11 protein-coding genes are annotated in these 13,405 nt (G+C 66.5%); 3 read left to right on the top strand and 8 right to left on the bottom strand.

Translation table 11 applies throughout. From position 1 onward, the window contains the following. Positions 1-67 precede the first annotated feature (67 nt). From IED13_RS04445 to gatB, 4 genes are all read right to left on the bottom strand, one after another. Positions 68-775: a glutathione S-transferase N-terminal domain-containing protein gene (locus IED13_RS04445; protein WP_038368107.1), complete on the bottom strand. Its 708-nt coding sequence runs from the start codon at positions 773-775 to the stop codon at positions 68-70. A gap of 127 nt (positions 776-902) precedes the next feature. After that, positions 903-1,391 carry a GNAT family N-acetyltransferase gene (locus tag IED13_RS04440; protein WP_133565588.1) on the bottom strand — a complete coding sequence of 163 codons (489 nt, stop codon included), beginning with the start codon at positions 1,389-1,391 and terminating at the stop codon, positions 903-905. A gap of 45 nt (positions 1,392-1,436) precedes the next feature. After that, entirely contained in the window at positions 1,437-1,943 is a 507-nt protein-coding gene (locus IED13_RS04435) for a GNAT family N-acetyltransferase (protein ID WP_038368112.1), read from the bottom strand. 140 nt (positions 1,944-2,083) lie between these two features. Next, positions 2,084-3,565, bottom strand: coding sequence for an Asp-tRNA(Asn)/Glu-tRNA(Gln) amidotransferase subunit GatB (gene gatB, locus IED13_RS04430; RefSeq protein ID WP_038368115.1), 1,482 nt, complete (start codon positions 3,563-3,565; stop codon positions 2,084-2,086). Between the two features lie 321 nt (positions 3,566-3,886). Between gatB and IED13_RS04425 the strand changes: the two genes are divergently transcribed. Continuing rightward, complete coding sequence (locus IED13_RS04425) at positions 3,887-5,038, top strand: efflux RND transporter periplasmic adaptor subunit (RefSeq protein WP_038368118.1); 1,152 nt, start codon at positions 3,887-3,889, stop codon at positions 5,036-5,038. A gap of 85 nt (positions 5,039-5,123) precedes the next feature. Further along, positions 5,124-8,324, top strand: coding sequence for an efflux RND transporter permease subunit (locus IED13_RS04420; RefSeq protein ID WP_191123496.1), 3,201 nt, complete (start codon positions 5,124-5,126; stop codon positions 8,322-8,324). Positions 8,325-8,450: 126 nt separating this feature from the next. Here the strand turns inward: IED13_RS04420 and IED13_RS04415 are convergent, their stop codons facing one another. From IED13_RS04415 to IED13_RS04400, 4 genes are all read right to left on the bottom strand, one after another. Next, on the bottom strand, positions 8,451-8,657 hold the full coding sequence (locus IED13_RS04415; RefSeq protein WP_038368122.1) for a hypothetical protein: 207 nt from the start codon (positions 8,655-8,657) through the stop codon (positions 8,451-8,453). A 199-nt stretch (positions 8,658-8,856) separates the two neighbouring features. Continuing rightward, positions 8,857-10,371, bottom strand: a complete 1,515-nt coding sequence (gene gatA / locus IED13_RS04410) for an Asp-tRNA(Asn)/Glu-tRNA(Gln) amidotransferase subunit GatA (RefSeq protein WP_191123495.1) — start codon at positions 10,369-10,371, stop codon at positions 8,857-8,859. Between the two features lie 83 nt (positions 10,372-10,454). Then, positions 10,455-10,742 (bottom strand): Asp-tRNA(Asn)/Glu-tRNA(Gln) amidotransferase subunit GatC, encoded by a 288-nt coding sequence (gene gatC, locus IED13_RS04405; RefSeq protein ID WP_038368128.1) that lies wholly within the window; start codon positions 10,740-10,742, stop codon positions 10,455-10,457. Positions 10,743-10,851: 109 nt separating this feature from the next. Continuing rightward, positions 10,852-11,550 (bottom strand): metal-dependent hydrolase, encoded by a 699-nt coding sequence (locus IED13_RS04400; RefSeq protein WP_191123494.1) that lies wholly within the window; start codon positions 11,548-11,550, stop codon positions 10,852-10,854. 122 nt (positions 11,551-11,672) lie between these two features. Between IED13_RS04400 and ade the strand changes: the two genes are divergently transcribed. After that, positions 11,673-13,373, top strand: a complete 1,701-nt coding sequence (gene ade / locus IED13_RS04395) for an adenine deaminase (protein WP_191123493.1) — start codon at positions 11,673-11,675, stop codon at positions 13,371-13,373. The last annotated feature ends 32 nt before the right edge of the window (positions 13,374-13,405 follow it).

Below are 13,405 nucleotides of genomic sequence, written 5' to 3'. Positions count from 1 at the left end.
TGACGGCCCTCATCCGTCAGCGCTTCGCACTGCCACCTTCTCCCCCCGGGGGAGAAGGGAGAGCAGTTCAGCTCGCCTTCTGGCCGAAGAGGACCGCCTTCTGCTCCGGCGTGTTGATGCCGGCCGGGCTGCGCAGCTCCTCGCCGACCTTGAGGCCGCGCTCGACCGCGGGGCGAGCGAGCATCGTCTCGATCCAGCGGCCGACATGCGGGAACTGCTTGATGTCCTGGCCCTGCCGCTCCCAGCCGCGGGCCCAGCCGATGCAAGCCATGTCGGCGATGGAATAATCGCCGCAGATGTAGTCGCGGCCCGCGAGCCGCTTGTTCAGCACGCCATAGAGCCGGTTCGCCTCGTTGGTGTAGCGCTCGATGGCGTAGGGCACCTGCTCAGGCGCGTAGAGGCGGAAATGATGGGTCTGGCCGAGCATCGGTCCGAAGCCGCCCATCTGCCAGAACAGCCACTCGTCGACCGCGACGCGGCCACGCTCGTCCTTCGGATAGAACTTCCCGGTCTTGCGGCCGAGGTATTGGAGGATGGCGCCGGATTCGAAGACGGAAATCGGCTTGCCGTCCGGCCCGTCGGGATCGACGATGGCCGGCATGCGGTTGTTGGGCGAGATGGCGAGGAACTCGGGCTTGAACTGGTCGCCCTTGCCGATGTTCACCGGAACGACGTTGTAGGGCAGCCCGCATTCTTCGAGCATGATGCTGATCTTGTAGCCGTTCGGCGTCGGCCAGAAATAGAGGTCGATCGGATTGGCGGGAGCTTGCGACATCGGGAGCTTCCTTGCTGCGACGAGACTTCAGCCGCCAATCTATGGTTAGGCCGGCGGGGCCGGAAGGGGCTGCGCCCGCCCCCAGCGCGACTGCGCCATGTCCTCCCCGCGTGTAACCTTTTCAGGTTCAGAGCGGCTTCTTGAAGCCCTCATGGCTCTGGTCGAAGCCGAGTTTGCGGTAGAAGCGATGGGCATCGACGCGGCTCTTGTTCGAGGTCAGCTCGACGAGACCGGCGCCGCTCTCCTCGGCAAAGGCCAGGGCGTGGCGGATCATCAGCGCACCGATGCCGAGCCCGCGGCTCTCCGGCGAAACGTGGACGCTCTCGATCTTGGCGCGCTTGCGCCCGCGCGCGATAAGGCCGGGGATCAGCGTGATCTGAAAGGTGCCGATCACCTGCCCTGCCCGCTCGGCGACGCAGAGCGCGCTGTCCCTGCTGGCAGCGATCTCGGCGAAGGCCTCGGCATAGGCGGGGTGACGTGCCTCGGCGGCGATCTCCTCCGGCGTCAACGTCTGCGTCGGCGCGCCGAGCATCATGAGTTCCACGATGCGTGCGACATCCTCGGCCCGCGCGCGGCGGATGGTGATTTCGGCGGCGGAGACAGATGTCCTGGTCATCGCATCGGCTTTCGGCTCAGGCACAGACGGGAAGTGGGCGCGAGGTCACTCGGCAAAGAGGCGCTTGGCCATCAGCAGCGTGTTCGGCGTGTCGTCGCGGCCGTCGAAGCGCGCCTGGCGCTGCAGGAAGAAACCCATGCGTTCGTAGAAGGCGATCGCCGGTTCGTTCTGGCTCTCGACCTCGAGGCGGGCGACCGGCGCCTTCGGAAAGCAGGCGAGCGCGACCTGCAGCAGCGTGCGGCCGATGCCGACACCCTGCCAGGCCGGCAGGACATAGAGCCGGGTCAGCAGCGCCGCGCCGTCGCGTTCCGGTCTGGCGGATGCCGTGGCGACGATCTCCGCACCGACCGACGCGACGAGGAAGACGCCCTCGTCGCGGCCGAGCTGGCTGTGCAGATTCTCCGGCGAATGCCAGGCATTGGTGATCTCGGCGACCCGCTGCCAACCATAGATGCCGTCATAGGTCGCATGCCAGGTCTCGACCAGAAGCGCCCTGACCGCCGGGATGTCGGCGGCTTCGGCGTCACGGATGACGAGGTCGGCGGGGGTCATCCCAATCGTCCAGCTTGCGCAGGGAACACCGCGATCATCCCGGATTTGACCCGGGATCCAGGCCGGAGCGCTTCCGAAAAAGCTTCAAGCATGGATCCCGGATCTCCGCGTCGCAGCGTCCGGGATGACGGCGTATTCGATCACTCGATCCCCAGCTTCTTCTTCAGGATCTCGTTGAGGGCCTGTGGGTTGGCCTTGCCGCCGGAGGCCTTCATTGCCTGGCCGACGAACCAGCCCAGCATGGTCGGCTTGGCCTTGACCTGCTCGACCTTGTCGGGATTGGCCGCGATCAGCTCGTCGACGGCCTTCTCGATCGCGCCGGTGTCGGTGACCTGCTTCATGCCGCGGGTCTCGACGATCTGGCGCGGGTCGCCGCCCTCGGTCCAGAGGATCTCGAAGAGGTCCTTGGCGATGCGGCCCGAGATGACGTTCTCGCCGATCAGGTCGACGAGCCCGCCGAGCTGGAGGGCCGACACAGGAGAGGACGCGATGTCCTTGCCTTCCTTGTTGAGGCGGCCGAACAGCTCGTTGATCACCCAGTTCGCGGCGGCCTTGCCGTCGCGGCCCTTCGCCACCGCCTCGAAATAATCGGCCTGCTCGCGCTCGGCGACGAGCACCGAGGCGTCATAGGGCGACAATCCGTATTCCGCGATGAAGCGGGCCTTCTTGGCGTCCGGCAGCTCCGGCAGCGCGCCCTTCAGGTTCGCGACGAAGGCGTCGTCGAACTCCAGCGGCAGCAGGTCCGGATCGGGGAAGTAGCGATAGTCATGCGCCTCTTCCTTGGAGCGCATCGAGCGGGTCTCGCCCTTGCCGGGATCGTAGAGGCGCGTCTCCTGGTCGATCGTGCCGCCATCCTCGATGATGCCGATCTGGCGGCGCGCCTCGACCTCGACCGCCTGGCCGATGAAGCGGATCGAGTTGACGTTCTTGATCTCGCAGCGCGTGCCGAGCTCGTCGCCGGGCTTGCGGACGGACACGTTCACGTCGGCGCGGAGATTGCCCTTCTCCATGTCGCCGTCGCAGGTGCCGAGATAGCGCAGGATGGTGCGCAGCTTCGAGACATAGGCCTTCGCCTCCTCGGCCGAGCGCAGATCCGGCTTGGAGACGATCTCCATCAGCGCCACGCCCGAACGGTTGAGGTCGACGAAGCTCATCGTCGGATGCTGGTCGTGGATCGACTTGCCGGCATCCTGCTCCAGATGCAGCCGCTCGATGCCGACCGTGATCTGCTCGGTCGGCGAGAGATCGACCACGATCTCGCCCTCGCCCACGATCGGGCTCTTGTACTGGCTGATCTGATAGCCCTGCGGCAGGTCCGGATAGAAATAGTTCTTGCGGTCGAAGACCGAGCGATTGTTGATCTGCGCGTTGAGGCCGAGGCCCGTGCGCACCGCCTGGCGGACGCATTCGGCGTTGATCACCGGCAGCATCCCCGGCATCGCCGCATCGACGAGGCTGACATGTTCGTTCGGCTCGGCGCCGAAGCCGGTGGAAGCCCCGGAGAACAGCTTGGCGTTGGAGGTGACCTGGGCGTGGATCTCCATGCCGATCACCACTTCCCAATCCCCGGTCGCGCCCTTGATCAGCTTCTTGGGGTCGGCGGGGCGGACATGCGCGTTCATCTCTAACCTTTCGGCTCTCAAACTCGGCTACGCGTTACGCTTTCGGCGAACGGGCGGCAAGGGTCACGGCGCGCAAGGATCACAGTGCGCGGAGGTCGCCGCGCGCAAGACGCATTCCTCGCGCCAGGGCCTCGACGCGTCATCCGGAGGCCGAAACGCGTTGCACTCCTGCAACCAGATGGCGGGAACATTGCTTATTTGTGTCAGGAAGGCGTCTTATGATGGGTGATGGTTCTTGACATTCGTCACTGCCATACCCTTCTTGCGCCAACGGCCGGAAACCAACGATGATATGCCTGGCCCGCAATCCGGAGTTTCTCCATGTCACGCAGCCGTTTTATCGGCCTGGTGCTCGCTGCCGCCGCGTCGACCATCCTCGTTCAGCAGGATGCGTCCGCCCAGGGAGCGCCGCCGGCCCCGCCCGTCCAGATCGCCAACCCGCTCGCCAAACGCGTCACCAACTGGGACGAGTATACGGGCCGCTTCGAAGCGAGCGAGCAGGTCGAGGTGCGCGCGCGCGTCTCCGGCTTCATCGACCGCGTCCATTTCCGTGACGGCGCGCTGGTTCAGAAGGGCGACCTCCTCTTTACCATCGATCAGCGGCCTTACAAACTGGCCGTCGATGTGGCGCAGGCCGACATCGCCCGCGCCAAGGCGCAGGTCGATCTCGCCCGCAACGAGGTCGAGCGCGCCGAGGGCCTGACCCAGAACCGCACGATCACGGCGCGCGACGTCGACCAGCGGCGGGCCAATCTCGACAGCGCCGTCGGCACGCTGCAGGGCGCGGAGGCAAATCTCAAGACCGCCCAGCTCAATCTCGAATGGACCGAGGTGCGCGCGCCGCTGGCGGGTCGCATCTCGAACCGCCGCGTCGATCCGGGCAACCTGATCTCGGGCGGCCAGTCCGGCGCGACGCTGCTGACCACCATCGTCGCGGTCGATCCGATCTACTTCACCTTCGACGTCTCGGAGGCCGACTATCTGCGCTATGCCCGCATGGCCAATCCGCGCGACGGTGCCAGCCGCGATTCCGGCACGGTGGTCGAAGTGCGCCTGTCCGACGAGGCGAAGTGGGACCGCCGCGGCAAGGTCAACTTCCTCGACAACGCGCTCAATGCGCGTTCGGCCACCATTCGCGGCCGCGCCGTGTTCGACAACAAGGACCAGTTCCTGACGCCCGGCGTGTTCGGCCGCCTGCGCTTCTTCGCCGGTGAGGCGGATGCGCTGCTGGTGCCCGACGCCGTCATCGCCTCGGACCAGTCCCACAAGGTCGTGCTGACCGTCGGCCCCGAGAACAAGGTGGTGCCGAAGATCGTCGAGCTCGGCCCGCTCAGCGAAGGCCTGCGCGTGATCCGCGCCGGCCTGACCTCGCAGGACAAGGTCATCGTCGGCGGCAATGCCAATCCGATGGTCCGTCCGGGCGTGGCGGTCACGCCGCAGCCGGGCGAGATCAAGGTCGCGACGACGAACTGACCGGTCGGGGGCCGGCCCTCGGCCCCTGACACGACAATCCGGGCGCCTCGCGGCGCCCGTCCGCCTTTTCCGGACAGGACCTTCCATGTTCCGCTTCGCCCATTTCTTCATCGACCGGCCGATCTTCGCCACGGTCCTCTCGATCCTGCTGACGATCGCCGGCGCGATCGCCCAGCGCTCCCTGCCGATCGCCGAATATCCCGAGATCGCCCCGCCGACGGTGTCGATCCGCGCCACCTATCCCGGCGCCTCGGCCGAGACGGTCGCCGCCACGGTGGCGACGCCGATCGAGCAGGAGGTGAACGGCGTCGACGACATGCTCTACATCACCTCGCAGTCGACCGGCGACGGCGTGGTGACGATCAACGTCGTGTTCAAGGGCGGCACCGACATCGACCAGGCGCAGGTGCTGGTGCAGAACCGCGTCTCCCAGGCCGAACCGCGCCTGCCGCAGGACGTACGCGCGCTGGGCGTCCAGGTGCGCAAGGCCTCGCCCGACTTCCTGATGGTCATCAACATGATCTCGCCGGACGGGTCGCGCGACGCGCAATACATCTCCAACTACGCCTCGCTCTATGTGAAGGACGTGCTGACCCGCGTCGACGGCGTCGGCGATGTGCAGGTCTTCGGCGCGCGTGACTTCTCGATGCGCATCTGGCTCGATCCGGCCAAGGTCGCCTCGCGCAACCTGACGGCGAGCGACGTCGTCGCCGCGCTCAGGGCGGCGAACGTGCAGGTGGCCGCCGGCGCGCTGAACCAGCCGCCCGCGAAGTCGAACGAGGCCTTCCAGCTCTCGGTCAATACGCTCGGCCGCCTGACCGACGTCTCCGAGTTCGAGAACATCGTCGTGCGCTCCGACGCCGATGGCGGCACCATCCGCGTCCGCGACATCGCTCGCGTCGAGCTCGGCTCGCAGGACTACACAACCAACGCCTATCTCGACAACAGGAACACCGTCGCCATCGGCGTCTTCCAGCGGCCCGGCTCGAACGCGCTCGCGACCTCGGACAAGCTGATCGCGACGATGAACGACATGTCCAAGCAGTTCCCGCCGGGGCTCGAGCACCGCATCATCTACAACCCGACCGAGTTCATCGCGCAGTCGGTCGACGCGGTCGTGCACACGCTGTTCGAGGCGATGATCCTCGTCGTCGTGGTGGTGATCCTGTTCCTGCAGACCTGGCGGGCGGCGGTGATCCCGATCGTCGCGATCCCGGTCTCGCTGGTCGGCACCTTCCTGATCATGAGCGCGGTCGGCATCTCCTTCAACACGATCTCGCTGCTCGCCCTGGTGCTGGCGATCGGCATCGTCGTCGACGACGCGATCGTGGTTGTCGAGAACGTCGAGCGCTATCTGGCGCAGGGAATGTCGCCCAAGGAGGCCGCGCACAAGACCATGGACGAGGTCGGCGGCGCGCTGCTCGCGATCGCGCTCGTGCTCTGCGCGGTGTTCATCCCGACCGCCTTCATCAGCGGCCTGCAGGGCACATTCTACCAGCAGTTCGCCGTCACCATCGCGGCCTCGACTGCGATCTCCTGCTTTGTCTCGCTGACGCTCTCGCCGGCGATGTCGGCGCTGCTGCTGAAGCCGCACAAGGCGCATGACCCGCATGAGCAGCACGGCTTCATCTACAAGCTGGGCGCGCCTGTGCGCTGGTTCTTCCACTACTTCAACGCGGCCTTCGACTGGCTTTCGCGCAGCTATGGGCGCGTCACCTCGCGGCTGATCCGCCTCGCCGTGATCCTGCTTATCGTCTATGCCGGGCTGATCGCGCTGACCGCGCAGCGGCTGGTCCAGACGCCGACCGGCCTCGTTCCGCAGCTCGACCGCGGCTATTTCATCGCCGTGATCCAGTTGCCGCCCGGCTCCTCGCTCGAGCGTACCGACGCCGTGCTGCGCAGGGCCAACGAGATCCTGCAGTCCCGCCCCGGCGTTGCGCATACCGTCGCCTTCGCCGGCCTCGACGGCGCGACCTTCACCATCGCGCCGAACACCGGCGTCGCCTTCGTCACGCTCTCCCCCTTCGAAGAGCGCGTGAAGCAGGGCCTGACGACCCAGGGCATCTTCGGCGACCTCCGCCAGCAGATGTTCGGGATTTCGGAAGCCTTCACCCTGCTGATCGAGCCGCCGGCGATTTCCGGCATCGGCAATGGCGGCGGCCTCAAGGGCTATGTGCAGGATCGCAGCGGGCGCGGCCTCGCGGCGCTCGAAGGCGCGGCCTGGACGGTCGCCGGCTCGGCCGGCCAGCTGCCCTTCATCGTGCAGCCCTTCACCCTGTTCTCGACCAAGACGCCGCAGATCTACGCCGATATCGACCGCACCAAGGCGGAGATGCTCGGCGTGCCCGTCACCCGCATCTTCGAGACGCTGTCGATCTATATGGGTTCGGCCTATATCAACGACTTCAACCTGCTGGGCCGCACCTTCCGCGTCACGGCACAGGCCGACAATCCGTTCCGCCTGACCACCCGCGACGTCGCCAATCTCAAGACCCGCAACGCGGATGGCGAGATGGTGCCGATCGGCTCGGTCGCCACCTTCAAGGACACGACCGGTGCCTATCGCGTGCCGCGCTACAATCTCTATCCGGCAGCGGAAGTGCAGCTTTCGATGGCGCACGGCTTCTCCACCGGCCAGGGCATCGCGGCGGTCGAGAAGATCGCGGCCGAGCGCCTGCCGGCCGGCTTCGGCTTCGAATGGACCGAGATCGCGCTGCAGGAGAAGCTCGCCGGCAACACCGCGATCGTCGCCTTCGGCCTGGCGGTGGTCTTCGTCTTCCTGCTGCTGGCGGCTCTCTACGAGAGCTGGCTGCTGCCGCTGGCGGTCATCCTGATCGTGCCGATGTGTATCCTGGCGGCGATGTTCGGGGTGAACTACGCCAATCTCGACCGCAACATCCTGGTCGATATCGGCCTGGTCGTGCTCGTCGGCCTGGCGGCGAAGAACGCGATCCTGATCGTCGAGTTCGCCAAGCAGGCCGAGGACGAAGGCATGAACCGGCGCGACGCGGCGATCGCCGCGGCCCGGACGCGACTGCGGCCGATCCTGATGACCTCTGTCGCCTTCATCCTGGGCGTGCTGCCGCTGACCATCTCGGTCGGCGCCGGCGCCGAGATGCGCCAGGCGATGGGCATCGCGGTGTTCTCCGGCATGCTGGGCGTGACCTTCTTCGGCCTGATCTTCACGCCGGTGTTCTATGTGATGGTGCGCTGGCTGGCGGATCTGCGCGGGACCAAGCGGAAGGTGCAGGCCCCGCCGCCGGCCGAACCGACAGCGGCGCACTGAAGCCGCCGGCAGCCGCTCCGGCAACCGGAGCCACGAACAAGAAAGGGGCCGCAATTGCGGCCCCTTTTCGTTTCGTCTCCGCTCAGAGGCTTTCGGAGCCCGAGCGGCGAAGCCTTTCGGAAAGGATCAGACCAGGCGCCGTGCCACCGCCCGGCACCCCAGAGCGAGGCCCAAGGCAATGACGGTCGCGATGGCTCTCGCCGCCGGATCGGGAACGGCCTCCCCTCGCGCCATCTGGACGATCGTCAGCAGGACCAGCAGGACAGCGACGAAGGCGAGGATGCCGGCAAGCACCGTCAGGCAGGCATAGGCCATGGCGCGGCTGAAGATCATGGCCGTCTCCTCGCGGGGGCTGCTCGCACAGCTCTTCTACCCGTTGAGCTCTCCGCATGTCATCCGGGCGCGGCGAAGAGCCCACGTCATGAACGCGACGTCACGTCATGCTCGGGCTTGACCCGAGCATCTCCTGCCCGAGAGTCTCGGGTCTGCGCTTCGCTTCGCCCGAGAATGACGCTTTTCCTGTTCAGCCGCCTCAGCCCCACCAGCGCTCGCTGACCGGGAAGCGGCCCGCCGCCTGCTCGATCACCTCGCCGAGCGAGAACAGCGTCTCCTCGTCGAAGGGGCGGCCGATGAGCTGGAGGCCGAGCGGCAGGCCCTGGCTGTCCAGCCCTGCCGGCACCGCAATGCCCGGCAGGCCAGCCATGTTCACCGTCACGGTGAAGATGTCGTTCAGATACATCTCGACTGGATCGGCCGAGCCCTTCTCGCCGATGCCGAAGGCCGCCGAAGGCGTCGCCGGCGTCAGAACCGCATCGATGCCGTCGGCATAAACCGTCTCGAAATCGCGCTTGATCAGGGTGCGGACCTTCTGGGCGCGCAGATAATAGGCATCGTAATAGCCGGCCGAGAGCACATAGGTGCCGATCATGATGCGGCGCTTGACCTCGGCGCCGAAGCCGGCGGCGCGGGTCTTCTCATACATCTCGACGATATCCTTGCCCTGCTCGCGCAGGCCGTAGCGGACGCCGTCATAGCGGGCGAGGTTGGACGAAGCCTCGGCCGGGGCGACGATGTAATAGGCCGGCAGGGCGTATTTCGTGTGCGGCAGCGAGATCTCGACGATCTCGGCACCGGCCGCCTTGAGCCATTCGATGCCCTTCTGCCAGAGCGCGTCGATCTCAGGGTTCAGCCCCTCCAGCCGGTATTCCCGGGGAATGCCGATCTTCATGCCCTTCACCGAACGGCCGACGGCGTATTCGTAATCCGGCACCGGGGTATCGACGCAGGTGGTGTCCTTCGGGTCGTGCCCGGCCATGGAGCGCAGCATCACGGCGCAGTCGCGCACGCTCTTGCCGATCGGCCCGGCCTGGTCGAGCGAGGAGGCGAAGGCGACGATGCCCCAGCGCGAGCAGCGGCCATAGGTCGGCTTGATGCCGACCGTGCCGGTGAAGGCGGCCGGCTGGCGGATCGAGCCGCCGGTGTCGGTCGCCGTGGCGGCGAGGCAGAGATCGGCGGCGACGGCGGTCGCCGAGCCACCCGAGGAGCCGCCCGGCACGAGATGGTTGCCTTCGACCGCCCCGCCCTGCCCGGCTCCGACATTGGAACCGCTGCGCCGCCAGGGGTTGACGACGTTGCCGAAAGCCGAGGTCTCGTTGGACGAGCCCATGGCGAATTCGTCGTTGTTCAGCTTGCCGAGCATCACCGCGCCGTCGCGCCAGAGCTGGCTAGAGACGGTCGATTCATAGGACGGCACGAAATTGCCGAGGATCTTCGAGCAGGCGGTGGTGCGCACGCCCTGTGTCGCGAAGAGGTCCTTGATGCCGAGCGGCAGCCCCTCGAGCGGCCCGGCCTCGCCTTTGGCGATGCGCTCGTCTGAGGCGGCGGCCTGCTTCAGGGCATGCTCGGGCGTTTCGAGCACGTAAGCGTTGAGGGCGCGCCCCTTCTCGACGGCGGCGATATGCGCCTTGGTCAGCTCGGTCGCGGTGAAGGTCTTGGCCTTCAGGCCGTCACGGGCCTCGGTCAGGGTCAGGCGGGTGAGATCGGTCACGGGAAAATTCCGGAGTTATCTGGTCAAAAGACCCCCGATCGCGCTGCGCGCGTCCGGGGTGATCGAACAAGCGCGTTTCGCGCCTATTCGATCACCTTGGGCACCATGAAGTAATCGTCCTCGGAAACCGGAGCGTTGGCGACGATCTCGTCGGCGATCTCGCCGTCATCGACCACGTCCTCGCGCTGCTTCATCGCCATCGGCGTCACCGAGGTCATCGGCTCGACGCCCTCGACATTCACCTCGTTCAGCTGTTCGACGAAGCCAAGGATGGCGTTGAGCTCGCCTTGCAGCTTGGGCAGATCGGCCTCCGGAACGGCGATGCGCGCGAGATGCGCGACGCGCTTGACGGTGGCGAGATCGACCGACATGGCGGACTCCTGAATGGGGCGCGGCTTATGCGCCTGAAAACGGTTCGCCGGGGCTATAGCGCGGCGAACACCCCGACGTAAATCAACATTGACGATCCGGGAGCCCGGCTCAGATCGCGAAGGCCTCGCCCTTCTTCGGCACCACGACCTCGATGCCGCTGCCCTGCATCCCGGCGACGAAAGCATCGGCGTTCGAGTCGATGATCGGAAACGAGCCGTAGTGACAGGGAATCGCGACCTTCGGCTTGACGAAGCGGGTCATGGCGAGCGCCGCGACCTTGCCGCCCATGGTGAAGCGGTCGCCGACCGGGCAGATGCAGGCCTCGACGCCGTGGATCTCGCTGAGGAGCGCCATGTCCGAGAAGATGTCGGTGTCGCCCATATGCCAGAGCGTCTTCTCGCCCTTCGCCTTGATGATGGCGCCGTTGGGGCTGCCGACCGGGACGGCGACGCCGGCCTCGCCCATTCCCGCCGAATGGTCGGCGCGGACCAGCGTGACGCTGAACGGGCCGAGATCGACGGTGCCGCCCGTATTCATCGGCTGGAATTTCTTCAGCCCCTTCGCGGCGAGATGCATGGCGAGGTCGTAATTGGTGATGACCGTCGCGCCGGTCTTCTCGGCGATGTCGAGCGTGTCGCCGACATGGTCGCCATGGCCGTGGGTGACGACGATATGGGTCACGCCGCTGGAGATGGCCGCGATATCGCCCTCGAAGCCCGGATTACCGGTGAAGAACGGGTCGATCAGGATGACGGCGCCGTCGATCTCGGCGCGGAAGGCGGAATGGCCGTACCAGGTGAGCTTCATGCGGGGTCTCCAGGCTTTTCAGTTGCCGGCCCCTATCTAGGCCGATCCGACCGCCCGACCAAGTCGACAATGCGCGCGCAGCCATGCAGGCTGTCGGCATGACCAGCCAACGGAATCGCTCCATGACCGACGCAGCCACGCTCGCCCGCCGGATCGCCCAGGGGCATGGCGACGAGCCGGCCGATCTCGTCATCAAGGGGGCGCGCCTCCTCGATCTTGTCACCGGCGATCTCGTCGAGAGCGACATCGCCCTCTGCGGCGACACCATCGTCGGGACCTATGGCCAATACGAAGGCAAGCGCGTCTTCGACGCCGCCGGCCTCATCGCCGTGCCCGGCTTCATCGACACGCATCTGCATATCGAATCCTCGCTGGTGACGCCCTTCGAGTTCGAGCGCTGCGTGCTGCCGCACGGCGTCACCACTGCGATCTGCGATCCTCACGAGATCGCCAATGTGTTGGGCGGCGAGGGCATCCGCTATTTCCTCGCCTGCTCTGAGGCGATGCGGATGGATCTGCGCGTCAACCTGTCGAGCTGCGTGCCGGCAACGCATCTGGAGACGGCCGGCGCGCAGCTCGAGGCCGCCGACCTGACCCCGATGATGGACCATCCCAAGGTCATCGGCCTCGCCGAATTCATGAACTTTCCGGGCGTGATCCACCGCGATCCCAGCTGCCTCGCCAAGCTCGAGGCCTTCTCGGACCGCCATATCGACGGCCATGCGCCGCTGGTGCGGGGCATGGACCTCAACGCCTATCTCGCCGCCGGCATCCGCACCGACCACGAGACGACCACCGCCGACGAAGCGCGCGAAAAACTCAGCAAAGGCATGGCGATCCTGATCCGCGAGGGCTCGGTCTCGAAGGATCTGCATGCGCTGATCCCGCTGATCTCGCGCGATGCCTCGCCCTTCCTTGCCTTCTGCACCGATGATCGCAACCCGCTCGATATCGGCGAGGAAGGCCATCTCGACTACATGATCCGCACCGCCATCGCGAACGGCGCGGATATGCTGGCGACCTACCGCATCGCCTCGCTCTCGGCGGCGCGGAATTTCGGCCTGTTCGACCGCGGCTTCATCGGGCCGGGCAAGCGCGCCGACATCGTGCTGGTCGAGGATCTCGCCACCTGTTCGGTGCGCCATGTCTTCACCGGAGGACGATTGGTCGAAGCCGGGCTGTTCGAGGGCCGGACTGAGGTTCCGGCGGTCGGGCATGGCAGCGTGAAGAGCCGCAGGCTCACGCCGGCCGATTTCCGAGCACAGGCCCGCGAGGGCGAGACGCCGGTGATCGGCGTCGTGCCCGGCCGGATCATCACAGAGCGGCTGGCGATGTCCCTGCCCGCGCGCGATGGCGAGGCCCTGCCCGATCTCGCGCAGGATGCGGTCAAGGTCACGGTGATCGAGCGCCATGGCAGGAGCGGCGGCATCGCCACGGGCTTCGTCCATGGCTTCGGCATGAAGCGCGGCGCCATCGCCTCTTCGGTCGGCCATGACAGCCACAATCTCTGCGTGGTCGGCGTCGATGACGTGGCGATGGCGGCGGCGGCCAACCGGCTGATCGAGACCGGCGGCGGCTTCGCGGTGGCCGATGGCGACAAGATCGTGGCGGAGCTGGCGCTGCCGGTCGCCGGGCTGATGAGCGAAGCGCCTTTCGAAGCGGTGCGGCACGATCTTGAAACGCTGCGCGCGGCGGCGAAGGCGCTCGGCGTCGTGCTGGCGGAACCCTTCCTGCAGGTCGCCTTTCTGACCCTGCCGGTGATCCCGCATCTCAAGATCACCGACAAGGGGCTGGTCGATGTCGACCGGTTCGCGCTCGTCTGAGGGACATCTCGCGTGATCTCGGCGCATTCGAG

It is taken from the genome of Allobosea spartocytisi, assembly GCF_014764685.1.
GTDB classification, from domain to species: Bacteria; Pseudomonadota; Alphaproteobacteria; order Rhizobiales; family Beijerinckiaceae; genus Allobosea; species Allobosea spartocytisi.
The sequence above is the reverse complement of the archived record's forward strand: the minus strand, read 5'-3'. Positions and strand labels throughout refer to the sequence as shown.